Here is a 24,753-nt window from a genome sequence, read left to right as displayed (position 1 = left end):
CAATCATTAATTGAATCGGTATGATGACATAACAAACGTTTCAGATAATGCCAAAATAATTTAAGGGAATCAAACTTCAAGAATACTCGTCTATAGTCCAATCCTGAAGAGATAAATTAGGAACTTTCCTAAAATCTTTGTAATTACGCGTAACGAGAATTGCCTAGTTAACCAGAGGGATCGCAGCAATTTTTAAGTCTTGCGTACCTATCTAGATTTTTTGAAAGCGCGTAACTTTCCATCATCACCAAAAGTTGCCAAGAACCTTAATTCTGTCCAGAAATCGAGGGAAGTAATCAGTGAAGTTCAGCTCCATAAGCTTTGCTGATAGCCACATTGAATCTTTTCCGTTGTAGCGATCAAGAATTGCTTCTATGTGTGCGACAACTACTTTAACTCCAGGTTGATAATTAATTCTACGTGCTAGCCGAAATGCCCGTTCAATTCTATTGAATTAAAATTCCCCGGTAGAGCCAGGGAACAAGAGCTAACTGGCACTGCCCCAAGCTACATAGGGTAATTTGCCAGCAGTTGCCCGAACTTGGTTGGCGTTAGCCACCAATTGACCGCAAGCGTCCCAAGTCCCAGAAATGAATGTGCTTCTAGTACCTTCACCGATCGCAACTGGAGCAGTGTAATCACCAATTTGCACTTGCAAGGTTTCTAGATTTATAGTGACGGCTGCTTGAGGATTAGCTGCTACTAGTTCTTGCAGTTGTTTAACAGTAGTTGCATCGGCTGTCACGCAGGGTATCCCCATTGCAACGCAGTTACCGAAAAAGATTTCCGCAAAGCTTTCACCTATTAAAGCTTGAATTCCCCATTTAGCGATCGCTTGGGGTGCGTGTTCCCGTGATGAACCACAGCCAAAGTTGCGATTAACTATTAAAATGTTCGCCCCTTGGTACTGTGGTTGATCAAATGGATGTTCACCATTTAATGCTTTGCGGTCATCGATAAACGCGCCTTCGCCTAAACCATCAAAGGTGATAGCTTTTAAATAACGAGCCGGAATGATGCGATCGGTGTCTATATCATTACCCACTAAGGGGACACCGCACCCGGAAACTGTTTTAACTTCACTCACCATATTTACCTATCAACTTCATGATTGCTAGTTGGAAGACTTCGCGCTGTATCAGCAGTTTTTACAAATGACTACTGACTACTGACCAATGACGACGACGGGGCAATTATCTTCCCATTTTTAGAAGGAACCCGCTTCCCCGTCGCACTTTGAAAATTACAGCAACTCGCGCACGTCAGAAACTTTGCCTTTAATTGCAGCAGTGGCTACCATCGCTGGACTCATCAGCAATGTACGGCCCGAAGATGAACCCTGTCTTCCTTTAAAATTGCGGTTGGAGGAGGAGGCGCTGATTTGCCTTCCTTGAAGTTTGTCGGGGTTCATGGCCAAGCACATGGAACATCCCGGTTCACGCCACTCAAATCCAGCTTCCTGGAAGATTTTATCCAATCCTTCGGCTTCCGCCTCTAGCTTCACCCGTTCGGAACCAGGGACAACAAAGGCTTTAATTCCCTCGGCGACTCGCCGACCTTTGGCGATTTTCGCAGCTTCCCGCAGGTCGCTAATCCGTCCGTTGGTGCAACTACCAATAAAGCAGACATCAACTTTAGTGCCCTTGATGGGTTGACCAGGTAATAAATCCATGTAGCGGTAAGCTTCTTCTGCAATGAATCGGTCTTCTTCAAGCAGTTCTTCAGGCTGAGGCACTAACTGGTTGACGCCGATACCTTGACCAGGAGTGATTCCCCAAGTAACTGTCGGCGGAATATCAGCAGCGTTGAATACCACTACATCATCGTATTCGGCATCAGCATCAGTCTTGATGGATTCCCACCAGTCCACTGCTTGATCCCATTCTGTTCCTTTGGGAGCAAAATCTCTACCCTTGAGGTAATCGTAAGTGACTTGATCGGGATTGACATAGCCGCAACGAGCACCGCCTTCGATCGCCATATTGCAAACTGTCATCCGTTCTTCCATATTCATTTGCTCAAAGGTAGTACCTGCAAATTCGTAGGCGTAGCCCACGCCACCTTTGACGCCAAGTATACGGATAATATGCAAAATGACATCTTTGGCATAAACACCGGGGTTCAAAGTGCCGTTGACTTCAATTTTGCGGACTTTCAGTTTAGAGAGGGCGAGAGTTTGGGAAGCCAGAACATCTCGAACTTGGCTAGTACCAATGCCAAATGCGATCGCCCCAAATGCCCCATGACTCGAAGTATGGCTATCTCCACAAGCGATCGTCATTCCTGGTTGAGTTAGTCCCTGTTCTGGAGCGATGACATGGACTATACCCTGACTACCAGAGCCAATATTGTAAAAAGTTATGTCATTCTCTTGACAATTTTGTTCTAGCGCTTGGATCATTTCTTCTGCTAGGCGATCGCTAAACGGGCGTGCCTGATTTTCTGTAGGCACAATATGATCGACTGTGGCAACAGTCCGCTCTGGAAACAGTACTTTTAGACCCCTCTCGCGTAGCATAGCAAAGGCCTGGGGACTGGTGACTTCATGAATTAGGTGAAGCCCGATAAATAGTTGCGTCAGCCCTGAAGGAAGTGTACCAACGGTGTGTAAGTCCCAAACTTTGTCAAACAGGGTTCCTTTGCTCATACGTCAATCGGTGTTTAAAGAGTCGGATCTCTTATGGTATCAAAAAAGAGGCGAGCATCTTCCATAACAATAGGCTTCTTGCAAAAGTTCTAATTTTAAACTCTTTCTGTGTGTAAGGTAAAAAAATATTTATGCAATAAGTCTAATGAGCATCTGTCCTCAGAAACCCTAAACATAGAATTAATAATGTATAAGATTTAGGCTAGACTAAATCTTTGCATATTTAGCAGCAAAATCTCCTAACTGCCATTAGGGGATTTATTAGCAAGAGATTATATTCCCTAAAACTCCAAGCCATGCCTGAAGTAGATTTAAGCGTTCAGATACCAGAGGTAAAACTAATCACAGATTTGAGGGAGATAGAAGCAGCCAATCTGCATTGGAATAGCAAAGTTATTCTTGGTGATTGTCTAAAAGTATTGCAGCAGATGCCAGAGGGCATAGTTGACTTAATTGTTACGTCTCCTCCCTATGCTGACAGCCGTAAGAAGACGTATGGTGGCATTACACCAGATGAGTATGTTACTTGGTTTCTACCGATTTCTCAAGAATTAAAAAGAGTTTTAAAACCAGGTGGAACATTTATTCTTAATATTAAAGAAAAAGTTGTTAATGGACAAAGGCATAACTACGTAATCAAGCTAATTTTAGAGATACAAAATCAAGGCTGGTTATGGACTGAAGAGTATATTTGGCATAAAAAGAATAGCTTTCCTGGTAAGTGGTCGAATCGTTTTAGAGATTCTTGGGAACGCTGTATACAATTCAATAAAGAACAAAATCTTGAAGAAGTTCCTGATGACTGGGAACATTGTATCCAGTTCAATAAACAAAAAAAATTTAATATGTATCAGGAAAGCGTTATGGTTCCTATGGGTGACTGGGCTAAGTCTAGGCTTAAGAACTTGAGTGACACTGATAAAAAAAGAGATAATTCTAAAGTTGAAAGTGGTTTTGGTAAGAACATATCAAATTGGTTGGAAAGAAAAATGGCTTATCCAACCAACGTTCTACATTTATCAACAGAATGCGGTAATAAAAATCATAGTGCGGCATTTCCTAAATCTCTTCCATCTTGGTTCATTAAATTATTTACTGAGCAAGGTGATACAGTACTAGACCCATTCCTTGGTTCTGGGACAACGTGTGTAGCAGCAAAAGAGTTAGGTAGAAACTATATAGGTATTGAGTTACAGAAAGAATATTGTGAATTGGCTGTTTCAAATATTGAAAAAGCAAAACTCAACACTCAACTTATAACTTTGACACCATCTATGAGTATTAAAGACCAAGATAAGGTTAATGCAGACTATGAAGCTTATTATGAATATCTGATACAACATGTTCTCACTCCCTTCTATGATAAAAGGTTTGAGAAACTGAGTAAACTTAAGCTTAAAAGTATTCTTAAGCGCAAGAATCCATACCTGTTTAAGGCAAAAAATATAGAATTTGCTCAAGATTTCGTTAAGGGTATTGTAGACGCTTTTCTTTCGTCTCAAGAAGAAACTATTTTTGGCAATTTATTAGAGGAGTTTGCTATCTATATATCTGAAACATTATATGGTGGTTTCAAATCTAGACTTAATAGTGTTGATTTAGAGTTTCAGAGAAATGGAATTTACTATCTAGTAGGAATTAAATCTGGAACTTATTGGGGTAACTCTGACCAGATAAACAGGATGAAGGACAATTTTAAAAAAGCGAAACAATCTTTAAGACAGCAAGGTGTGACAGATGAAATTATTGCTGTCAATGGTTGTATGTATGGAAAAGACCGTAATCCTTTAAAAGAAGATGTAGATCTAGATAAATCTTATTACAAGTATGCTGGGCAGGAATTCTGGAACTTTATTTCAGAGGATGAAAATCTCTACCAAGAGATAATCGTACCAATTGATCAGGAAGCTAAGAAGAAAGATGAAGTTTTTAAGACTACATACCAAACTAAGGTTAATGAAATGACCTTTGAGTTCATGCAATACTTCATGAATAATGGCCAGATAGATTGGGTTAAGCTCGTAAATTATGTTTCTAAGAAAGGTGATGTTAAGTTAGAGCCTTCGCCTAAACAAATGATGTTGGATTTGGAAGAAGAAACTTCAGATTTAGAAGATACATTAGACTTTGCAGATGTTTTAGACTCTGAAGAAGCTTAGAGGATGTTTGAAAAGTCCTTGGTGATGTATCAAATACTTTTAGATCCCCCTAAATCCCCCTTAAAAAGGGGGACTTTGAGAGGTTTTTGCCCCCCTTTTGAAGGGGGGTTGGGGGGATCAATAAGTGCCTAATATCACAGCCGACCACTTTTCAAACAACCTCTTAGATATCAAAGCCAAACTCAAAAATATTTACCTGAAATTACAGCAAAATTGAGCCAGTAGCTTGGGCGATTCTGCCGACTTGGGCTAATTGGCGTATGCTTCCAGCAAAAAAGCCGCCAAGTTGACGGCTTTTAAGTAATGGGCAGTACCAGACTCGAACTGATGACATCCTGCTTGTAAGGCAGGCGCTCTACCAACTGAGCTAACCGCCCGTTTTGTCTCACAATTAAATAATATAGCAAAATATCTCGCATCGCGCTAGTATTTTTGGGAAAATATTTTTTCGTCTTATAATCACTCAGTACTCAGGATTTAATAATGCCCTCTGGTCGGACGCACGATCGCATTACTATGTATGCTTTGCCGTTCGTGGCGGGCGTGACTTTCTGGCAAACTCGCAGTAGCAATGCGACTTTGTTAGTTGCAGGTGGGTTTCTATTTGGGGGGCTGATGTTTGGCCCCGATTTGGATATTTACTCTGTGCAATTTCAACGCTGGGGTTTCTTGCGCTGGATTTGGCTACCTTATCAAAAAAGCCTCCGTCATCGTTCTTTTTTCTCTCACGGGCCGATTATCGGTACAACGCTGCGGGTGCTTTATCTGGGCGGTTTGCTAGCTATCTTGGCAGTTGTAATTTTGGCAGTTGCCGAAAAATTATGGAATATTGCTTTTACTTGGCAGGATTTAGGTGTAACTGTCGGGCGATCGCTCACGAGTTACAGTACTGAATATATCTCCCTATTTTTGGGCTTTGAACTTGGTGCAATGAGTCATTCTCTGAGTGATTGGGGTGGTTCTGCATACAAGCGCGTGCAAAAACAAGGAATTAGGAGTTTGCTTCCTAGTGGCAAAATTAAAAAGCGTAAAGTTACAACTCGCGGTAGTCGTCGAGCTACAGTTAGCAGAAAGAGCAACGGAAGAACGACAAAGGACAAATGACAAATGACAAATAACAAAGTTGATACTTTGGCGGCGTTGCAAGAATTAATTGAGGTGGTGGCGAAATTACGATCGCCTGATGGTGGTTGTCCGTGGGATTTGGCGCAAACTCCCGAAACACTGACACCTTATGTGATAGAAGAAGCTTATGAGGTGGTAGACGCGATTAAGAGTGGGGATAAAGAAGCGATCGCAGAGGAGTTAGGAGATTTATTATTACAGGTGGTACTGCAAGCCCAAATCGCCAGCGAATCCGGGCAATTTTCTCTTAAAGAAATAACTCAAGGGATTTCCCAAAAGTTGATTCGTCGTCATCCCCATGTGTTTGGTGATGTGTCCGTGGCAAGTGTAGATGAGGTGCGGCAAAACTGGGAACAAATCAAAGCTGCGGAAAAAGGCGAATCATCACTAGAGGAGCAAAAACTTAGTGCTAAACTTAGTCGCTATGGACGTACTCTTCCCCCACTAACGGCAGCGATGAAGATTTCCCAAAAGGCTGCTGCTGTTGGGTTTGAGTGGGAAAATATTGATGGGGTTTGGGACAAGTTTCACGAGGAATTAAGCGAGTTTCAGCAGGCTTTGGCTGAGGAAACACCAGCACGACAACAAGCAGAATTAGGCGATTTAATATTTGCAGTGATTCAGCTTGCGCGTTGGCATAATCTCGATCCTAGTGACGCATTACAAGGTACCAATCAGCGATTCGTCCAGCGGTTACAAAAAATGGAGGCAGTTGTTAACCGCCCCCTTTCTGATTACAGTTTGGATGAGTTAGAAACTCTCTGGCAGCAGGCAAAAGCCCAACTAGCCAAAGAGTAGTAATATACTCAGTTTACAACTTGATAGTAACAGTCTTGATCTCTGTATATTGCTGCAAGCCATATTCGCCGAGTTCTCGACCAATACCAGATTGCTTGAACCCACCGAAGGGCGCAGCAGCATCGAATACGTCGTAGCAATTTACCCAGACTGTACCAGCACGTAAGTTGTTAGCGATCGCGTGCGCCTTGGTGATATCTTGAGTCCAGACTGCGGCTGCAAGTCCGTACATGGTGGCGTTCGCTCGTTGAATTACTTCGTCGAGATCTTTAAACTTGATGATGCTCATTACTGGCCCAAAGATTTCTTCTTGAGCAATTTTCATGTCATCGCGGACATCAGCAAAGACTGTGGGGGCGATAAAGAAACCCTGTTCTCCTACACGATTACCACCACAAAGCATTTGAGCACCTTCGCGCATCCCAGATTCAATGTAGCTCATCACCTTGTCGAATTGGTCTTTGTCTACTTGGGGCCCTTGTTGTGTATTAGCATCGAAAGGATTGCCGACAACTCGCTGTGTAGCTCTTTCTACAGTCCTGGCGACAAACTCGTCATAGCATTTTTCTTCCACGAATAGCCGTGAACCAGCACAGCAGCACTGCCCTTGGTTAAAGAATAGGGCATCGTGGGAACCTGCGATCGCTGCATCCATATCAGCATCAGCAAAGACGATGTTAGGACTTTTACCACCAAGTTCTAGAGTGACGCGCTTGAGGTTGCTCTTGGCAGCTGCTTCCATAATTAGATGACCGACTTCAGTGGAACCAGTAAAGGCCACTTTGTCAATATCGTTATGGCGAGCGATCGCAGCTCCGGCTGTTGGGCCATATCCTGATAAAATATTTACCACACCAGGGGGAAAACCAGCCTCAATAATCAACTCTCCCACCCGCAGCGCTGACAAAGGAGTTTGCTCAGCAGTTTTAAGAACTACAGTGTTGCCAGTTGCCAAAGCCGGGGCTAACTTCCACGCCTGCATCAATAGCGGGAAATTCCAAGGGATAATCTGCCCAACCACACCCACTGGTTCATGGCGAGTGTAGCAGAAGTACGGCCCGTTAATTGGGATAGTTTTACCTTGAACCTTGTCAGCCCAGCCTGCATAGTAGCGGTAGCAGGCGATGACTAACCCCAAGTCTCCTAATGAATCTTGCAGCGGCTTGCCGTTATCCAGAGTTTCCAGACGCGCCAATTCATCAATATTTTGCTCAATTAAATTGGCTAGCTTGTAAAGCAACTCGCCGCGACGAGTAGCAGAAATCTTTCTCCATTCCCCATTGAAGGCAGCGCGGGCTGCTTGTACTGCCTTATCTACATCTGCGGCGTCTGCTTCTGCTACTTCGCAGATTACCTCACCTGTAGCTGGGTTAATAGTTGCAAATCGGCGATCGCTGATACTATTTACCCACTCGTTGTTAATCAGCAACTTAGTTGCGCCGATTTTGACCTGTTGTCCTGGTACTGTTGCTGTAACCATCAGGCCCTCCTTAAGCTTAAGAAAAAGTTTGCTTAAATCTATTAGTTATGTTTCTGTCTACACAGCAATTTGCTAGGTTTCTTTATAAATTCTTCGGCTTTGCTTAACATTCAATTTACATGGAAACACTTCTAGGCTGCTCTAGAGAAAATAGCTTGGACATTCCTAAAAGTTAATAGATATGTACTTATGATGGATTTAACGGACTAAAGGCATCTGGACAAATTAGACTTTTACTAAAATTTCTTGATATTCGTTTAGAACCTATAGAGGAATATATAGAAATTCAGAAAAAAGCCAAAGAACTTAATTGGAATGACAGTGTAACAGCGATTACTGAAGTTGGAAATAGCATTGTTCATCCCCAAATTAAATCAAATAAACCGCAATTTACCTCTGAAAAAATTATGCAAGAAGCCTTTCAAATTAGTAATACATATTTACTAAAGTGTCTGTTAAAGCTATTTGAATATCCATATTCTATCTAGTCCGCTTTTTAGATAATAAATATTAACTAATTAGTCCAAGGGGAAAAACTCTTCATCATAGGAAGTGACAATATAACTTCCCCATGAAGTGAGTTTTTCTCTTAAATCCAATGCTCTACAAATGTAATCAAAATCTTTCCGTCTTCTCATTTCTTCAATAGCTGCGTTGATTGAGCTATGAAGAAGTACATCAAATACTTCAGACACATCAGGAGGCCCTAAAGAAGAAACCTCAACTCTTTGGCACTCCTCAAGAAGGTTTTCAACCTCAAGAACAAGTTTGTTTGGTTCAATGCGAGGTGGATAAGTCCTAAGCAATCTGACAACTTGCTCAGTAAAATCGTTTTTAATCTTAAGAGTAAAACTATTCGGTGCATATTCGTGAATTTGTGACTTCTCCATGATTTTTACTCCAAGGAAAGCTTATACAGGTGTATATATAGTTTTTTATACCAGTTATAGGGGTTTTAGGGTTGTATTACAGACAGTTTACCGCGCTCTGATCCCTATTCTTCCGTAAAGAGATGAGAAGCGTTAAAGTTATTGCGAAGAGTTATCAACTCACCGCTGGGAGTCAATCTATTCCCCTACCAATGCCAATGCTTGATTTATCACGCGGTCAGATAAATACATCCCACACAGGCACAATTGTTCTAACACTGGACGTGCAGCCGGAATTACCCCTCGTTGTTTGGCAGTAATAACAATCCCTAATGTCCCCCGTACCGGAATTCCTAAAGTGGCAGCACAACGACGGGCTGCTAAATCATCCAGAATTACTTCCGTGCCGGGATTGATATAGCCCCAGGTCAGTACAGCTGACTCACCTAGACCCAAATCCCAATTCTGAATCACATTTGGGACTGGTGGTGTTTCTTGTACAATCAACCAATCAGTATTGTTGAGTGTAACTGCTGTTACGTCTGTTTCCCCATACTCAAAAATTTCTGCGGCCACAGCCGATGGAACAATAATTGATGGGCTAATTAGGAGCAACAAATCGACAAAGCCGCCCTTGGTCAAAAAAATTAGTGGGGATGTGTTGATAGCAGGCAGTTCAGCCACGGTTTAACTCGCGCTGCAAATCATCAAGGTCAACAGCGAAGACATCTACTTGTTCACGGGCTAGGACGGCTAGAAAGTCTCGGCGGTTTAACCCAGCAACAGAGGCTGCTTTCTCCATTGAGATTTCCTGCTTCTGATACCAGTAGATCGCAGCAGCGAGGCGCATATCGCGCACAAATTCTTCTGGACTTAGGCGACGGGCGCTAAATACTTCTTCTGGCAGGTTAATCGTGACTGACGACATAATAAATGTCCTAAATTGCTGCGGTTTCTCGCTGCATTAATAATATCAACCATTTCTTTTAACATCTGTATACAAGGCGCTCAAAGTGCTGACTCTTGTGACAGTGATCGCTCCCAGCCCCAGATTCATCAGAAAATGGGAAAGGCACAGAGATGACATGGCCTTTGCCAAGCTTTTCTATAGATCCTTCCAAGCTTTGTCTTCCTCTGGATCGAGCCACACTTTGTTTAGTGATGACTCACTTAATTCTAGAAAATCTTTTACTAGTGATTGAGAATCATCTAAGTTGCTAACTTGTAAACCCTTCACTCTTTCAAGTGGTAGCCCAGTTAGTTTTGCTACTAGAGCTAAATCAATATCTTCGCGCAGCATATTAAGTGCAACTTGGATTAACCCCTGCTGCAAACCTTGTTCCCATGCTTCACGTAAAGTTTTAGGTTGAATCGCAAAGTCATGCATGATTGTTAGTTTGTTGCGCTCTGCTTCCATAATATCTGGAAATATAGCACTGAAACGCAGAGATTCTTCCTAAAAAATGGAGGCAGTTGAGAACCGCCTCCTTATGAATAAAGCTTGGATGGAATGAAAAATGCCCAGGCAGCAAGCTAAAATCTTAGCTATCTGCTGCTCAAAAACATAGTCAAGACCACTCCTAGGATAATCGATCCACCACCAAGGATGAATGACCAGAAGCGATGGTAACTGTTGACAATAGTGCCATTTTCACTTTGGAGTTGAATGAGATCCATCCAAGGCGCAACGCCCCTGCGGAACCAACCCACAGCCCCAACTTGTTCACCAATTAGGCTTTGTACTCGCTTCATCCCAAATAGAAAATTGCCGATGGGGCCAAAGCGTGAGGCGTAATGCAGATAAAGCATCCCGCTAAGGTCTTGGATTTTGAGATCGGAACCAAATTTATAACCTGCGTCGCCACGACCAATTAGTTGACCTTCAAGTTTTGCAGGTTGTCCACGCAACGGACTGGCGTAGGGGTCTGACATTAGGGTAAGAATGTCCGTTTCTGCTGCTTGTTTGTAGTCGGGGAACATCACCAAGGCTTTAATTAGAATTCCTATCCCTAAGCCAATGAATGGCGCACCCAATATTAAACCGGAGTTGGGTGAACTTGACCATAGAATCACACCCATTACCAAGCCGGCGAAGAAACCGATAGTTTCAGCCCCATACAGTACAACATCTAAGAAGAAGTTACCGTAGAGTCTACTCTTACTCAGACTTTTGCCTTCGCCAATAACTCGCCCCATATCAAACTCAGTCGGTAAACCCAGCTGTTCGGCATAGGTGCTGAGGGCGCGGACTCGTTTGCCAGTTAAGGGGTGAGTGGAATTTAACTCCATCCACCAACCCCAAGGGTTAAACATATCCCACAAAAAGACGCGACCGATTTTTTGCGGGTCGGATGCAATGCGGTAGGCGGTTCCTGTGGAAGCAGCGGCTTTATGGTCATAGATACCCAAGGCGCGAGTACCTTCAATCAAGCGGCTGGGTTCTGGCGATCGCGAACCTTCTTCTAAAATTCCGTAAGCAATCTTCACCAAAGCGCGGGATAATCCATTAGGGTTCCCTGTACTTTCTGCTGCAAAATGGTCAGCAAAGTACTCTCTGGTACGGGAGAGATACAACAGTAGGTAAGTGCCGAAGATGTAAAATACGTAGGCAACTAAAGCAGCTGTTTGCATAGCATCTTTGATTTTGCTGTCGCCGCCACGTCCAAATCTTCTGGCTGTGCTGTAAATGAGGTAGCAAATTTGTACTAAGGTAGAAGCTACTGTCATCACTGCAAAGTCCCAATGGACGATATGTCCTAGCTCGTGAGCGTAGACTGTAGCAATTTCATCATCATCAAGGTAAGTAAAAAGTCCTTGACTGACTACTAGGCGGGCGCTGTTAGGCAACGAACCATAAGTAAAAGCCGTGGGGTTTTGGTCGTTAATGATTCCCAGGCGGGGCGTTTTTAAATTTTTTTGCTGACAGACTTGACGAATAACCTTAGCTGTCTCTGGACTGAGGCTTTCAATTTCTGCTAACTCTACCCAGCGAGTTTGGTATAGCCAGTGTTGGGTTAAGTCCATCAGAAAGGGAGACAAGAAAAAAGCGGCAATATTAAAAATTAGGGTAATACCAATTGCGATCGCTAGCCCTTGGAGTGGATCGTCACTACCCAAAATAAATACTAAGCTCAAACCTAAAGCCAACACCATACCAAACAGCAAGGTCATGGTGACACCAGAAGCTAACACCAGACTCCCACCCACACCCCCCATTGCTAATTTCACACCAACAGTAGCAGCACGGCTAGCTTTTTGAGCGGCATTAGACTGGGTTGCTGGTAGTTGGGGAAAGGATTGACGTGCTTGTTCTGCCCAAGTGCGAACCTGTTGGTTTTCGCTCATCATTAGCTTTTGACACAGGCTCGTAGCTTTCTCGATTTCGCCTGTGCCTTGATAGGCTTTCATCAGCCACATCTGTGCGGAAAGATAATCTGAGGAATTGTAATCAACAGCGTTACGGCAAAACTGTTCTAGTAATTGAACTGCTTCTTGATAACGTCCTTGTTGAAAGGCATCTAATCCAGATTGCAATGACATAGGATCTCCCTAATAAAGGAGTGGTATTTGATCCATGAATACTCAATAGATCCAACACACGTCATCACAATTTCGTAAAAGTTTAAATAATGACAGTATAAATTATTCATTTTTAGTAAAAGACTAGAGAAAGGAGACTCACTGTATCTCTTCTCTCTAGTCTTGGGGACGCATAATTACATTTGTTGTATGACTGTATTAATACTTATATTTATTTATTTTGCTGCTCAGTGATTACTCTTGTTGTGTCTGTATTCAACAATTACAGAATAAGTAATTTAAACCCATTCAAGCCTCACCCAATCAGAGTAGTTTTTATCTACCCAGATGGTTCACCCGATTGGAGGAAGGCGGATAAAGAGTAAGGGGAGTGAAGCACAAGGAAAATAAATACTTACTCTTGACCATTGACAAATGACAAATGACAAATAACCAACCAACGTTGATAGGATGAGAAAAAGGTAAAGATTTTTGCCATATTTGAAAGTTATTTTGTGCTATGACTATTCTCGATATTCCTTGTCCCCTGATTACGATCGCCCAACAAACGCGCCAAGCTGCAAGTAAGCTAGCACTTCTTTCTACTGAGGCGAAAAATGAAGCGATCGCAGCGATCGCCCAGGCTTTAGAATCAGCTAGAGATGAAATATGCCGAGCAAATATTGCTGATTGTGAAGCCGCTGCTGCTGACGGAATTCCTAAACCACTTTACAGGCGTTTGCAGTTGGATGAACATAAGTTAAGAGATGCGATCGCTGGGGTACGAGATGTAGGCAAGCTAGCTGATCCAGTTGGTCAAATTCAGATTCACCGTGAACTCGATACTGGCTTAATTCTCAAGCGAATTACTTGTCCTTTAGGTGTTTTGGGAATTATTTTTGAAGCACGTCCAGAAGCAGCTATTCAAATTGTTTCTCTGGCTATCAAGTCGGGTAATGGTGTGATTCTCAAAGGTGGAAAGGAAGCGATCCGTTCTTGTGAAGCAATAGTCAAAGCAATAAAACAAGGATTATCTCAAACTGCTGTCAACCCTGATGCGGTGCAGCTGTTGACAACTAGAGAGGAAACTCTAGAACTTTTGAAGTTAGATAAATATGTAGATTTAATTATTCCTAGAGGTTCTAACTCTTTTGTGCGATTTGTGCAGGAAAATACGCGCATTCCAGTATTAGGACATGCAGATGGAATTTGTCATCTTTATATAGACAAAGCTGCTGATATTAACAAAGCAGTTGCTATTACAGTTGATGCCAAAGCGCAATACCCTGCTGTTTGTAATGCAATTGAAACTTTGCTAGTTCATCAGTCAATCGCCGCAGAATTTTTACCAAAAGCTGCTGAGGCTTTAGAAGAACGCCACGTAGAATTAAGAGGTGATAAACGCACTTTGGCAATTTTATCTCATATTAAAACTGCAACAGAAACAGATTGGGAAACAGAATACAGCGATTTTATTTTGTCGATTAAAATAGTCGATTCTACAGAAGATGCGATCGCTCATATTAACCAATATGGTTCTCGCCATACGGATGCGATTATCACTGAAGATTTAACCACTGCCAAAACTTTCATCGGATTGGTAAATTCAGCCAATGTCTTCCACAACTGTTCTACCCGCTTTGCTGATGGTTTTCGCTACGGTTTCGGTGCAGAAGTGGGAATTAGTACCCAACAAATGCCACCCCGCGGCCCTGTCGGTTTAGAAGGATTGGTGACATACAAGTATCAAATGACTGGCGATGGTCATATTGTAGCCACTTACACCGGGGCAAATGCTAAGTCTTTTACTCATCAGGATTTAGTTTAAGTATGTAAATCTAATTAATGTAGATTAGGCGGCGTTGCTGAACGAAAAAATGAATTTGCTTCACGCAGAGACGCAGCGAAAAGTATGAGCGCCGGCTTCCGGCGAACATAACTTTTCAAGACAGAGACGCAAAGGAAAGCATTAAATGAAAAAGTTAAAATCATTCATATTTAAATTCGGCAATGCTCTTATTCTCTGTGCCTCTGCGCGACGCCAGTTGCTACAACGGGGAGGCAGCCGCGTGGGCGGGTTTCCCGACTTGAGCGGACTGCCGTGGGAACCCGCGCAACGCACTGGCTCCTCTGCGTGAGCTTTTCATATTTTTCATATATTGATTCAGCAATGCCGATTAGGTTAGGGATAAGAAGGTGTCTTTGACCTACATACATACGAAGCTTTGTTAAGAAAACTCTCTAAGGATTGATGAAAACTTGTATTGTTTGATCTAAAAATCAATAATCAGGCAAAGTACAACTTTTTGTTAGGAAAACCCCAGCAAAAGCCCCAAAATCATGGTCAAAAAAGTAGTTATTATCGGTGCTGGACTTGGTGGTTTAACAGTTGCGATCGCCCTGCGAAAACAAGGTATTGATGCCCAAGTCTACGAGAAAGCATATTCCTTACGACCAATTGGTGCTGGTCTAACGCTTTTTCCCAACGGTTTAAATAGTCTTGATGCGATCGCTCCTGGTATAGTTGAGTCCTTGGAAGGCGCGGGTAGTCAAACCCGTATGCTTAACTTGAGAAAAAGCACTGGTGAGCTAATTGCCCAGAAATCAGTTACGTTCATGGAGAAATATGGGCGGCCAATGTTGCAGATCAGGTGGTCACGTCTGCAAGAGATTCTTGCAGACTCACTGCCAAACGACGCTATTCACCTCAATCATCGATGTATTGGCTTTGAGCAAAACAACAGCGGTGTTGAAGTCTACTTTGATGAAGGTAAGAAAGTGCAGGCTGATTTGTTGATCGGGGCTGATGGGTTAAACTCCGCAGTTAGACAGACGTTGATTGGTGACGGATCTCCTCGCTATGCTGGTCGTATGTCTTGGCGTGCCGTTATCAAGTACAGCCATGAACTACTACCTCCTAACGAAGTCATGTCAATGACAGCAGCCGATGGCAAAATTTTCGGTTTCTTTGACTTGGGTAGCGGATATTTATTCTGGAGTGCTGCTACACTAGCACCGGACGAATTTGTCGCCCAGAGTACCTTTGATGTTAAGTCTCGCGTTCAAGAAAAATTTTCTGGTTGGGCAGAACCAGTGCAGGCGATCGTCAAAGCAACGGATGCTGAAGATATTATAGAACGACCAATATCCGACAGACTGCCGTTACAAAATTGGAGCCAAGGCAGAGTCACTCTCTTGGGTGATGCAGCCCATCCGATGGTTCCATTACTAGGACAAGGAGCGAATACTGCGTTTGAAGATGCATGGGAACTTTCCCAATGCTTATCATCTGCCTCCACTATAGAAGCAGCCCTTGCTAACTACGAAAACAATCGTAAACCGCGCACACAAGTAATCCAGATCCGCAACGCAGTGCAGGCGAACCGCGCCTATAAAGCCGACAGCGAAACATATCTTCGGGGAATGATGGAGAAAGCCCAAGTAAGTGATACTGAGTTTGAGGAGTGGCTGTATAACTATAAGCCAACCGTAGCAACTGATTTGAAAAAGTCCTGAGTGCTGTTAATACTTCCTTTCCCAATTTGGTATCACTACTTCGGTAATTGCTGAAATCTTAGAATTTGGATTTTAGATTATGAGTCATGAAGCAATGCAAATCAATCAACCCGGCTTGGTATTAGCACCTGGTTCAAAAGGCTGGTGGGATTCCGAGCGGGTTTCTGCACCGCAGGTTATGCGCTGTCCCGATGGCGTTTGGAAGATGTGGTACTACGGTCGAGACGCTTCTTTTGATCGGCAAATTAACTTGCCTACTGGTCGCTGTGGTTTAGCTATTTCTACTGACGGTGTTCATTGGGAAAGGGTGAAGGGTTCTCTAACTATGGGAGCTATTTTTGAGCCTCACCCAGAACCTAGTCGCTTTGATTCAGCTCATGTCGGTGTCAGCAATGTAAACTTCTATGATGGTCTTTATTGGATGTGGTACTTCGGTGGCAACCATACAGTTGTCAACATGGGAAAGTTTCAAGCTAAAGGAGTGCAGATGCGCCCTGGGTGTGCCGTTTCGCGTGACGGCATCAATTGGATACGACTGGAAGGCCCTTACCAAGGAGCCTTCCTTGATATAGGCAAACCAGAAGAATTCGATGCACTGTTCTGCGCGTGGCCACAAGTACTACGTGATGATGATGGAACTTGGAAGCTGTACTATCACACCTTGAACCCAGACAAAGGATTCCTAGTAGGCTTAGCGGTTTCTACCGATGGTTTGTGCTGGGAAAAAGTCGGCCAAATCCTCGGCCCAGGTGAGCCTGGAAGCTTCGATGAACGGGGTATTGGTACTCGCCATGTACTGAAGATAAACGGCCAGTACGTCATGTTCTACGAAGGTGTCAACAGCAGCGGTTATCACTCTATCGGTGTAGCCACTTCTGATGATGGCATTCATTGGCAAAAAGATAAAGGTGAGCAAGCCAATGGTTCCGTATTTTGTCATTCCCAGAAGGGTTCTGGTCGCTGGGACGCACGAGCAGTAGGTACGCCTTGTGTAGTGCCAATGGATGATGGTAGTTTCCGTATGTACTACATTGGCGCTAACGAAGGTGGCTATGATGAGCTATCGTCACAGCACCAAATTGGTTTAGCAGTGAGTGCAGGAGCTAATTTTCATCAGTGGCATCGCTGGGGTGAATAAATCAAAGCATATTTGCTGGGCTGACATTTTTGCTTAATTGCTGAAAAACTTAACTTTAACCTGTTCCACCAGAGGGACATAATTGAAGTCCTCAACGTAGCTATCTTTTGAAGATTAAAGCAACATACTAAGTCATCCAGCTTTTGCAGATTAAACAGTTCTATATCTGCTATCTTCAATCTCAGGCGATGAGCAACGAGTTGCAATTGCTGTATATCGCGCTCGGTGAATTGGTGGGATTTGAACGTGCCAACGTGTAAAACCCCGGTTACTCCCTGCTTGATGGGCAATGGAACACCGACGAGCGATCGCAAACCCTTTTGTCGCAAAATAGGACTTACAACTTCTACCTTTGATAGATCTTTGACTATCATTGGTTCATTGCTGGCGGCAATACGACCAGCAACACCTTGCCCAATGGGAATTTGAATATTTTCTGTGATTTCCTCTTTAAGTCCGATGGTGGCATACACGAATAGATTCTGTTTGTCTTTAGTAGGTAGTAGAAGCGTGACAGTATCTACAGACATATATTCTTTTAGCCAACCAAGCAGCTTTTTGACAGAAGCAACAAGCTGATTTTCTGTATTGTCTGGCCCATTACCTACGAATACATTCCAGCCCTTGTAAGGCTTTGGTAAGCCAGTGTGATCTCCCCAAAATACCATTACTCAACTCCAGGAAATACAAAAAAACAGATAAGGTGTTTATATTTCTGCAAATTATAGCTTCATATTAAAACTTGGTGTTGCCAATTAGGTTTAAAGGTGCAGAGGGGCGGAGTATTTATGCTTGTTAGCGAGTATCAAAGACTCGTTAACGAAGTTTAGAGGTGGATTTATCCAGTTCAAAGACTCGTTAACGGAGTTGAGAGGTAGATTCATCCGGTTCAAACACTCGTTAATCCAGTTCAAAGGTGGATGAACGAGTATCAAAGACCACAAATAAAGTTTTACGTTGCCATGCTGCTGCCATAAGATGATTTTGTTTGTATAGGAATTTAAGTAAATGCAAATAGCTCAGAAATGGTTAGCTCAAAAAACTAATCAGTCAGTGCTTTTTTTACTGGTTGGGGGACTGCTGTTTCGAGCCTTTATTGCTTTCTGGCTTTACCCTACCTTTGATGAGGCTTACTACTATCTTTACAGCCTGCATCTGGACTGGAGTTATTTTGATCATCCAATGCTTGTGGGGCTGACAACTGGTTTTGGTCCGTGGTCAACTGGTGTTGTATCGCAATTTACGATTCGTCTGGGAGCATTGATTTGGCATACAGGCAGTTTGGTGCTATTGTATCTGACTAGCCTGAAATTATTTTCTGCTAAGGCTGCTAGCTTGACTTTAGCGATCGCTACCATCAGTCCAATTTTTCTAGTTGGCTTTGGCGTCCTCAGTCTCCCCGATAGTCCCTTGATCTTTTTTTGGTCAGCTAGTTTATACTGTGCAGCGGATGAATTTTTTCGGCAGCCTCAAACTCAAAAACAAAGCCTGTTGCAGGATGAACCCTGCTCATCTAATTCATACCTTCCCAGTTACCGCTTAGCAATTCTTGGTATTCTGGTCGGATTAGCCTGCCTCAGCAAATATCACGGTTTTCTCTTAGGACTAGGGCTAGTTGGTTTTTGTCTAACGAGTCCACGCCATCGCTCTGTTTTCCGCTCTCCTTGGGCATGGTTAGCATTAGGCTTATTTGTGCTCACCATCTCCCCAATTTTGCTTTGGAATATGCAGCATGATTGGGTGTCGTTTCGTTTTCAATCAGAGCGAGCAGTACCCAGAGGCGGCTACAATCTGCTGAGTGTAGGAGGCGTTTGTTTAGCTGGGGTAGCTTATCTGTTCCCAACTATAGGATTTCCCCTCTGGTGGGTGAGTTTGCGACCAGCTTTGGCTGGAACAATGCAAGTTTTTTCTAAAAAATCACTAACCTCCAGAAAAGAGTTAGAGTCTTCGTGGCTCTTGATTTTATGGGTGTCTCTGCCCTTAACTTTAGGGTTTACTCTGATAGGTGGATATCGGCAAATTTTGCCTGCCTGGTCAATGCCAGGATTTTGGGGGTTAACCTTGCTGTTAGGACAACAAGCAATCTTATGGCAGCAGCAATCTCGACGTAGTGTACGGCGATGGCTTTTAGGTTCGGGAATTATGGTGAGCAGTATTTTACTCATTGCACTGTTGCAAGTCACAACAGGAATAGTACAAAAGCCTAGCCAATACGCTTTACTGGGTGGGTTCTTGCCTCCCAAAGATGACCCATCTACAGAACTAATTGATATTCAACAACTGCGGCGCGGCTTTGCTAAATCTCCCGTCCTCAGTGCAGCGCTACAAAACTCTAGCTTTATTTTTACCAATCGCTATTACCTGGGTGGGCCGATAGCTATGTCTCTTGAACCCATTGCTGACATACCGATTACTTGCTTTGATATTGGCAAAGATTTGCGTGGTTTTGCTTTTTGGTCAGAGGCTAATCAATGGCTGGGAAAAGATGCGCTATACATCACTACTAATCCCTTTAATAAAAGACAAGATTTGATGGCTAACTATCGAACTTACTTTAACAGCTTGAGTGAGATTGAAACGATACCAATTCGACGCGGTGGGGTGGTTATTAATGTCGTTTATGTCTATCAGGCTAAGACACTTCTAAAGCCTTATCCCCGCTCTTATGGGATTTGAAAGTTAGCGCAGAAAATTTTATGAATAAGCGTTAATGCTCATCATTTAACCTCATAACTCGATTTAAACTAAGATAAAACTGGTGACAGAACGCGAGATTTCATGAATATATGGCTTAGAGGTTGTTTGAAAAGTGGTCGGCTGTGATATTAGGCACTTATTGATCCCCTCAACCCCCCTTCAAAAGAGGGGCAAAAACCTCTCAAAGTTCCCCTTTTGAAGGGGGATTTAGGAGGATATACAACGATTTTGGTTTTGTACAGAGATGTGTGTACACCGTAGCTTCAAAAGGGGGAAACGGAATCAAAGTCTCCCTTTTTAAGGGGGATTTAGGGGGATCTAAAAGTATTTGATACATCACCAAGGACTTTTCAAACATCCTCTTCTTCTAAGCAACAAATAGATGTTGGAGGGATAATTTATGTTAGGTCTAGACAAAATTACATTTTACCCTAGTATTATGGGTGGGCTTGCATTTGTGGGATGCGAATTCCGGTTTCTTTAGTGGTAAATTTGGTAGCTAATGGAAAACCTGTAGAGGAAATTTTAGAAGAATATCCTGATTTAGAACCAGAGGATATTCGTCAATCTCTACTTTATGCTGCATGGTTGACTCAAGAGCGGGTTTATCCTTTCAAAACAGTGCTTCAATACAAACTAGCAGAGCAATTAAAAATTAGGTAATAAACCTGCTTGTTTGCAAATTTCATTAGCAGTAATACGATTAATGGTACGATGTCTTTTCACAAGAAGAGTTTTTATATCTTGGCTGTTGTAGTTTAATTTAGTGTAAACTGCCCATCTAACTTTGCAGTAATACCTGAAATCGTTTGTCATTACGAATGCTGTCAAAATTAGAGTCTGTTTTCACTCTTTCTCGGCATTCTTCAAGATTTAGATTGATAGCTTGTTGTAAATTATAGACTGCTTGCTCAATATTCCCCTGCAATGCATAACAGCGAGCCTTTTCATACCAAGCTTGGTAAAAGTCTGGTTTGAATTCTATGACTTTATCGTAAGATGCGATCGCTTCTTTTTTTCTTCCTAAATTCCACAGTGTATTGCCCCGATTATACCAAGCTTCGTGTAAGTTTGATTTTAATTTTATAGCTTGATCATAAGAGGCGATCGCTTCTTCAAATCTGTTTAAATTCGACAATCTTAAGCCTCGGTTATTCCAAGCTTGGTAAAAGTCTGGTTTAAATTCTATGGCTTTATCGTAAGAAGTGATAGCTGCTTTAAAATTTCCTAAAATAGACAGCGTATTGCCTCGATTGTACCAAACTACATGGTCATCAGGTTTGAACTCTATGGCTTTATCGTAAGAAGTAATAGCTTCTTCAAATCTTCCTAAATTAGATAGTGTGTAGCCTTGATTATTCCAAGCTTCGTGCTTATCAGGTTTGAATTCTATGGCTTTGTCGTAAGAGACAATCGCTTCTTCTTCCCTAACTAACTTATCCAGTGCCATGCCCCGGTTGTACCAAGATTTGTGTGAGCTTGGTTTAAATTCTATAGCTTTGTCGTAAAAGGCGATCGCTTGTTGAAATTTTCCTAAATAAAATAGCTCATTACCTTTTAAAAACCATATTAAACTAGACTCAGGTGATATATTTATAGCTTTATCAAAGCTAGCTAATGCTTCTTTATAGCGACCTAATCGAGAAACTTTATTACCAAAACTAATCAGTGATTCCTGCATTTGTGTAGGGTAACGTTCTGCTAGTTTTAGCAATAAGCGTGATAAGCGCAAAATGTATTCTCCTGCTTCTACCCGCCTTCTCTTTGCCTCAATTTGTCCATCATGGGGTTCTAAAATGCGTTCACTATGAATCAACAAGTTAGTCGCAATCCGAATTTGCCGCCAATACTGCAATTGCTGCCAAAAATTTCCACCTGCTAACAGTCGTGCTGTCGCTTCCACGGTAAATTGCTGTAGTTCGATGTCGAATTTTTGCAGCAAATCCACAGCATCATAAATGTAACGGCTTGCCGGATATTTCCGCACAGCTTTTTTGTAGCGTTCTTCCCAAGTGTCTTTTAGGCTGTGTCGATAAGTTTTGAGGTTCAAAGGTTGTTCGTTATTTTTCAGGCTGCGGAGATTCTCGACAACATTTCTAAAAGTGCGGTCATTGCGGCTAGCTAATGCGGGATAATCTTCAACCTTGGCGGAAATATTTGTGTTGGGAATGGTTTCATTGAACAACTCAATAATTGCGTTATCTTCTGGTTTCGCCAACTCGTAACGAGTAAAGCGATTCAATAACTGCGGATATTTTTCCCATTGCAGTTTGTCCCAATGGGTTGGTTCTCCCTCAAAGTCTGAAATTCTCTCATTTCGCGCCGTAGCAATTACCCGAATTTCTGACTTACCGCAAAACTTTTCGTACTTCTCCAACGCTTGCAGTAGTCGCTCTTGCAATGATACTTTTAATCTTTGTACAGGAATTTTCTCTGCTTCTGGCGATATTTCTTCATGACCGCGCTGCATCTTTTGATTTAAATCATCTAGGAAAAATAGCAACTTCCGGTCTGTGCCAATCTCTGATGACAACTGCGCCGGAAAATCTAGCCATTCTCCCGGCTTGAGGAACAAAACTGTCCAACCTTCTTGGTTGAGATGATTTGCCAATTCTGTTGCTTCTCGCGTTTTTCCCAGCCCACTCTGTCCTAGAATCAATACCCAGCGCGATTCTTCTTTCTCCAACAACTGTTTTAATTCGTGACAAACATTGCGATTAGTCACTCGTACTTGGTAACCAATATTTCTATCAGCCAAGGGGTCATTATCATCCCCGCCGAGAATCCGCTGTAACACGTCTTGACTTTGTGGCTTAATCACCTCAAAAGGAAAACTTGAAGAGGGAATGCGTTGCTGGCGGTGTCGCCATCTTAACCACCAAATAAAACCTGCAACTACAGGAATTATTGCAGATAGACCACCAGAAATGAGGGTGTTAATGAACTCTCTGTGGTCTTGGTAGAATTTTTGAATTGTCTGTATATCCAACACAGGGTTGATGGCTAGAGGTGATTAATATGGCAACACTTGAATGGATTATACCAACTACTGCTTAAACACCATTGACCTGCAATACTATTGCATCGACCTGCAATGTTATTGCATCGACCTGCAATGTTATTGCATCGACCTGCAATGTTATTGCATCGACCTGCAATGTTATTGCATCGACCTGCAATGTTATTGCATCGGCTTGCAATGTTATTGCATCGGCTTGCAATGTTATTGCATCGACCTGCAATGCTATTGCATCGACCTGCAAGGGACTTCCAGTTGAAAAACGCTGTAATATTCCTCAACAACGCCATCATTTCTTTCCGTAATCGTTTACCCTGAAGCGGTATTTATTAACTCTTGCCTCATTTTCACCTTTACATAAGTGAATGCTGCTAACGATCGCAACGACACACTTCCCAGCAACAGAGTTAGGCTATCTGTTGCATAAACACCCTGACCGCTGTCAGTCTTTTTCTCTTTCTTTTGGACAAGCGCACGTCTTTTACCCGGAAGCAAATACCCAGCGATGCATGGTGGCGTTATTGTTGGATGTTGACCCCGTGAAATTGGTGCGGGGACGCAGTGCTAGGCTGGAACAATATGTAAACGATCGCCCTTATGTTGCTTCTTCATTTTTAAGTGTAGCGATTGCTCAGGTATTTAGCACGGCTTTAGGAGGTCGCTGCAAAGAGTTCCCAGAACTAGTACAAACTCCTATTCCTTTGACAGCAAAACTGTCTGTCTTACCCTGTCGCGGTGGTGAAAGTTTTTTGCGGGAACTGTTTGAGCCATTGGGTTACAGTGTGAGTGCCGAAGGTCACATTTTAAATGAGGAATTTCCTGAATGGGGACAGAGCCAATACTTTAGCGTCGAACTTCAGCACACCTTACCCTTAAGCGATTTGTTAAGTCACCTCTACGTTTTGATTCCAGTATTAGACGACGATAAACATTACTGGGTAGGCGATGAAGAAATCGAAAAACTATTGCGTCATGGCGAAGGTTGGTTAACTACACATCCAGCGCGAGAACAAATTACCAAACGTTACCTAAAACGACAACATCGCTTAACTCGTCTGGCTTTAGCCCAATTAGCAGAGGAAGACAATCCCGATCCCGATAGTGCTGAAGAAACTCATGCCCAGGAAGAAGCAGCGGTAGAAAAGCCGATTAGTTTAAATCAGCAGCGGATGAATGCGGTGATTGCGGCTTTGAAGCAAAGGGGTGCAAAGCGAGTGATTGATTTAGGCTGTGGTCAGGGAACTCTGCTGAAACTCTTGCTTAAAGATGGTTATTTCGAGCAAATTGCGGGTGTCGATGTTTCCTACAGGGCGCTAGAAGTCGCTCAAGAACGATTAGACCGCCTGCATCTCCCTCGCAATCAATGGGAACGTCTGCAATTAATCCAAAGCGCACTTACCTATCAAGATAAACGCTTTAGTGGCTACGATGCTGCTACGGTGATTGAGGTAATTGAGCATCTTGATTTGCCGCGTTTGGGGTCATTTGAGCGAGTTTTATTTGAGTTTACCCAACCCAAAACGGTAGTGGTGACAACGCCCAATATTGAGTACAACGTCAAATTTGAGAACTTACCTGCGGGGAAACTACGACACAAAGACCACCGCTTTGAATGGACGCGCGCAGAGTTTACAAACTGGGCAAACCAAGTAGCAGAACGCTTTGGCTATACTGTGGAACTTCAACCTGTAGGCACAGAAGACTTAGAAGTAGGTTCACCCACACAGATGGCAGTGTTTAACCATAATTCCTAATTTCATCCTACTTATTTCTTCCTTTGCGCCCT

Annotated in this window: 21 protein-coding genes and 1 tRNA gene; 9 read left to right on the top strand and 13 right to left on the bottom strand. The window is 42.8% G+C overall.

Annotation, left to right across the window (positions count from 1 at the left end; translation table 11 throughout):
* Positions 1–487 precede the first annotated feature (487 nt).
* Positions 488–1,090 carry a 3-isopropylmalate dehydratase small subunit gene (gene leuD / locus HCR01_RS27040; protein ID WP_193199132.1) on the bottom strand — a complete coding sequence of 201 codons (603 nt, stop codon included), beginning with the start codon at positions 1,088–1,090 and terminating at the stop codon, positions 488–490.
* Between the two features lie 153 nt (positions 1,091–1,243).
* Positions 1,244–2,647, bottom strand: coding sequence for a 3-isopropylmalate dehydratase large subunit (leuC, locus tag HCR01_RS27035; RefSeq protein ID WP_193199131.1), 1,404 nt, complete (start codon positions 2,645–2,647; stop codon positions 1,244–1,246).
* A 296-nt stretch (positions 2,648–2,943) separates the two neighbouring features.
* Between leuC and HCR01_RS27030 the strand changes: the two genes are divergently transcribed.
* Positions 2,944–4,806, top strand: coding sequence for a PmeII family type II restriction endonuclease (locus HCR01_RS27030; protein WP_193199130.1), 1,863 nt, complete (start codon positions 2,944–2,946; stop codon positions 4,804–4,806).
* Between the two features lie 202 nt (positions 4,807–5,008).
* On the opposite strand, the gene HCR01_RS40135 is transcribed toward HCR01_RS27030, so the two are convergent.
* Together HCR01_RS40135 and HCR01_RS27025 are read right to left on the bottom strand one after the other, a co-directional pair.
* Complete coding sequence (locus HCR01_RS40135) at positions 5,009–5,140, bottom strand: hypothetical protein (protein ID WP_264299943.1); 132 nt, start codon at positions 5,138–5,140, stop codon at positions 5,009–5,011.
* Positions 5,111–5,183, bottom strand: a tRNA-Val gene (locus HCR01_RS27025). Before HCR01_RS27025 ends, HCR01_RS40135 begins: the two co-directional genes overlap by 30 nt.
* Positions 5,184–5,289: 106 nt before the next feature.
* Here HCR01_RS27025 and HCR01_RS27020 point away from each other — a divergent pair.
* Both HCR01_RS27020 and mazG read left to right on the top strand, forming a co-directional pair.
* Positions 5,290–5,910, top strand: coding sequence for a metal-binding protein (locus tag HCR01_RS27020; protein WP_193199129.1), 621 nt, complete (start codon positions 5,290–5,292; stop codon positions 5,908–5,910).
* 3 nt (positions 5,911–5,913) lie between these two features.
* On the top strand, positions 5,914–6,729 hold the full coding sequence (gene mazG, locus HCR01_RS27015) for a nucleoside triphosphate pyrophosphohydrolase (protein WP_193199128.1): 816 nt from the start codon (positions 5,914–5,916) through the stop codon (positions 6,727–6,729).
* Between the two features lie 13 nt (positions 6,730–6,742).
* Here the strand turns inward: mazG and HCR01_RS27010 are convergent, their stop codons facing one another.
* From HCR01_RS27010 to HCR01_RS26985, 6 genes are all read right to left on the bottom strand, one after another.
* Entirely contained in the window at positions 6,743–8,209 is a 1,467-nt protein-coding gene (locus tag HCR01_RS27010; RefSeq protein ID WP_193199127.1) for an aldehyde dehydrogenase family protein, read from the bottom strand.
* A gap of 518 nt (positions 8,210–8,727) precedes the next feature.
* The gene (locus tag HCR01_RS27005; RefSeq protein WP_193199126.1) at positions 8,728–9,099 is read right to left on the bottom strand and encodes a hypothetical protein; all 372 of its coding nucleotides are present in this window, start codon (positions 9,097–9,099) and stop codon (positions 8,728–8,730) included.
* 177 nt (positions 9,100–9,276) lie between these two features.
* On the bottom strand, positions 9,277–9,762 hold the full coding sequence (locus HCR01_RS27000) for a DUF3368 domain-containing protein (RefSeq protein WP_193199125.1): 486 nt from the start codon (positions 9,760–9,762) through the stop codon (positions 9,277–9,279).
* Entirely contained in the window at positions 9,755–10,006 is a 252-nt protein-coding gene (locus HCR01_RS26995; protein ID WP_193199124.1) for a UPF0175 family protein, read from the bottom strand. Before HCR01_RS26995 ends, HCR01_RS27000 begins: the two co-directional genes overlap by 8 nt.
* 177 nt (positions 10,007–10,183) lie before the next feature.
* The gene (locus tag HCR01_RS26990) at positions 10,184–10,495 is read right to left on the bottom strand and encodes a hypothetical protein (RefSeq protein ID WP_226889654.1); all 312 of its coding nucleotides are present in this window, start codon (positions 10,493–10,495) and stop codon (positions 10,184–10,186) included.
* A 128-nt stretch (positions 10,496–10,623) separates the two neighbouring features.
* A complete protein-coding gene (locus HCR01_RS26985; RefSeq protein WP_193199123.1) occupies positions 10,624–12,618 on the bottom strand; it encodes a zinc metalloprotease HtpX in 1,995 nt (664 codons plus the stop codon).
* Between the two features lie 499 nt (positions 12,619–13,117).
* Here HCR01_RS26985 and HCR01_RS26980 point away from each other — a divergent pair, with 499 nt between their 5' ends.
* The 3 genes from HCR01_RS26980 to HCR01_RS26970 all read left to right on the top strand — a co-directional run bounded on the left by HCR01_RS26980 (position 13,118) and on the right by HCR01_RS26970 (position 17,251).
* Positions 13,118–14,425 carry a glutamate-5-semialdehyde dehydrogenase gene (locus HCR01_RS26980; protein WP_193199122.1) on the top strand — a complete coding sequence of 436 codons (1,308 nt, stop codon included), beginning with the start codon at positions 13,118–13,120 and terminating at the stop codon, positions 14,423–14,425.
* Positions 14,426–14,937: 512 nt separating this feature from the next.
* Entirely contained in the window at positions 14,938–16,113 is a 1,176-nt protein-coding gene (locus HCR01_RS26975; protein WP_193199121.1) for an FAD-dependent oxidoreductase, read from the top strand.
* 79 nt (positions 16,114–16,192) lie between these two features.
* The gene (locus tag HCR01_RS26970; RefSeq protein WP_193199120.1) at positions 16,193–17,251 is read left to right on the top strand and encodes a glycosyl hydrolase; all 1,059 of its coding nucleotides are present in this window, start codon (positions 16,193–16,195) and stop codon (positions 17,249–17,251) included.
* On the opposite strand, the gene HCR01_RS26965 is transcribed toward HCR01_RS26970, so the two are convergent.
* The gene (locus tag HCR01_RS26965; RefSeq protein ID WP_193199119.1) at positions 17,227–17,919 is read right to left on the bottom strand and encodes a GAF domain-containing protein; all 693 of its coding nucleotides are present in this window, start codon (positions 17,917–17,919) and stop codon (positions 17,227–17,229) included. The two genes, HCR01_RS26970 and HCR01_RS26965, sit on opposite strands and share 25 nt — an antisense overlap.
* Before the next feature lie 340 nt (positions 17,920–18,259).
* Between HCR01_RS26965 and HCR01_RS26960 the strand changes: the two genes are divergently transcribed.
* Both HCR01_RS26960 and HCR01_RS26955 read left to right on the top strand, forming a co-directional pair.
* On the top strand, positions 18,260–19,927 hold the full coding sequence (locus HCR01_RS26960; RefSeq protein ID WP_193199118.1) for an ArnT family glycosyltransferase: 1,668 nt from the start codon (positions 18,260–18,262) through the stop codon (positions 19,925–19,927).
* Positions 19,928–20,410: 483 nt separating this feature from the next.
* Positions 20,411–20,611 (top strand): DUF433 domain-containing protein, encoded by a 201-nt coding sequence (locus HCR01_RS26955; RefSeq protein ID WP_320073183.1) that lies wholly within the window; start codon positions 20,411–20,413, stop codon positions 20,609–20,611.
* Positions 20,612–20,729: 118 nt separating this feature from the next.
* Here the strand turns inward: HCR01_RS26955 and HCR01_RS26950 are convergent, their stop codons facing one another.
* Positions 20,730–22,937: a tetratricopeptide repeat protein gene (locus HCR01_RS26950; protein WP_226889653.1), complete on the bottom strand. Its 2,208-nt coding sequence runs from the start codon at positions 22,935–22,937 to the stop codon at positions 20,730–20,732.
* A gap of 64 nt (positions 22,938–23,001) precedes the next feature.
* Positions 23,002–23,211, bottom strand: a complete 210-nt coding sequence (locus HCR01_RS26945) for a hypothetical protein (RefSeq protein ID WP_193199117.1) — start codon at positions 23,209–23,211, stop codon at positions 23,002–23,004.
* Positions 23,212–23,332: 121 nt separating this feature from the next.
* On the opposite strand from HCR01_RS26945, the gene HCR01_RS26940 reads away from it, so the two are divergent.
* Positions 23,333–24,721, top strand: coding sequence for a 3' terminal RNA ribose 2'-O-methyltransferase Hen1 (locus HCR01_RS26940; RefSeq protein ID WP_193199116.1), 1,389 nt, complete (start codon positions 23,333–23,335; stop codon positions 24,719–24,721).
* Positions 24,722–24,753 lie beyond the last annotated feature (32 nt).

This window comes from Nostoc sp. MG11, from assembly GCF_014904695.1.
Classification (GTDB): Bacteria; Cyanobacteriota; Cyanobacteriia; order Cyanobacteriales; family Nostocaceae; genus Komarekiella.
This window is presented reverse-complemented; position numbering and strand designations above follow the sequence as displayed.

Coding starts and splice junctions, on each gene's coding strand:
- HCR01_RS40135 (WP_264299943.1), bottom strand. CDS start 5,140: ATGTCATCAGTTCGAGTCTGGTACTGCCCATTACTTAAAAGCCGTCAA.
- HCR01_RS26995 (WP_193199124.1), bottom strand. CDS start 10,006: ATGTCGTCAGTCACGATTAACCTGCCAGAAGAAGTATTTAGCGCCCGT.
- HCR01_RS27030 (WP_193199130.1), top strand. CDS start 2,944: ATGCCTGAAGTAGATTTAAGCGTTCAGATACCAGAGGTAAAACTAATC.
- HCR01_RS26990 (WP_226889654.1), bottom strand. CDS start 10,495: ATGGAAGCAGAGCGCAACAAACTAACAATCATGCATGACTTTGCGATT.
- mazG (WP_193199128.1), top strand. CDS start 5,914: ATGACAAATAACAAAGTTGATACTTTGGCGGCGTTGCAAGAATTAATT.
- HCR01_RS26940 (WP_193199116.1), top strand. CDS start 23,333: ATGCTGCTAACGATCGCAACGACACACTTCCCAGCAACAGAGTTAGGC.
- HCR01_RS27010 (WP_193199127.1), bottom strand. CDS start 8,209: ATGGTTACAGCAACAGTACCAGGACAACAGGTCAAAATCGGCGCAACT.
- HCR01_RS26975 (WP_193199121.1), top strand. CDS start 14,938: ATGGTCAAAAAAGTAGTTATTATCGGTGCTGGACTTGGTGGTTTAACA.
- HCR01_RS26960 (WP_193199118.1), top strand. CDS start 18,260: ATGCAAATAGCTCAGAAATGGTTAGCTCAAAAAACTAATCAGTCAGTG.
- HCR01_RS26980 (WP_193199122.1), top strand. CDS start 13,118: ATGACTATTCTCGATATTCCTTGTCCCCTGATTACGATCGCCCAACAA.
- HCR01_RS26970 (WP_193199120.1), top strand. CDS start 16,193: ATGAGTCATGAAGCAATGCAAATCAATCAACCCGGCTTGGTATTAGCA.
- HCR01_RS26985 (WP_193199123.1), bottom strand. CDS start 12,618: ATGTCATTGCAATCTGGATTAGATGCCTTTCAACAAGGACGTTATCAA.
- HCR01_RS27005 (WP_193199126.1), bottom strand. CDS start 9,099: ATGGAGAAGTCACAAATTCACGAATATGCACCGAATAGTTTTACTCTT.
- HCR01_RS26965 (WP_193199119.1), bottom strand. CDS start 17,919: ATGGTATTTTGGGGAGATCACACTGGCTTACCAAAGCCTTACAAGGGC.
- HCR01_RS26955 (WP_320073183.1), top strand. CDS start 20,411: ATGCGAATTCCGGTTTCTTTAGTGGTAAATTTGGTAGCTAATGGAAAA.
- leuD (WP_193199132.1), bottom strand. CDS start 1,090: ATGGTGAGTGAAGTTAAAACAGTTTCCGGGTGCGGTGTCCCCTTAGTG.
- HCR01_RS27020 (WP_193199129.1), top strand. CDS start 5,290: ATGCCCTCTGGTCGGACGCACGATCGCATTACTATGTATGCTTTGCCG.
- leuC (WP_193199131.1), bottom strand. CDS start 2,647: ATGAGCAAAGGAACCCTGTTTGACAAAGTTTGGGACTTACACACCGTT.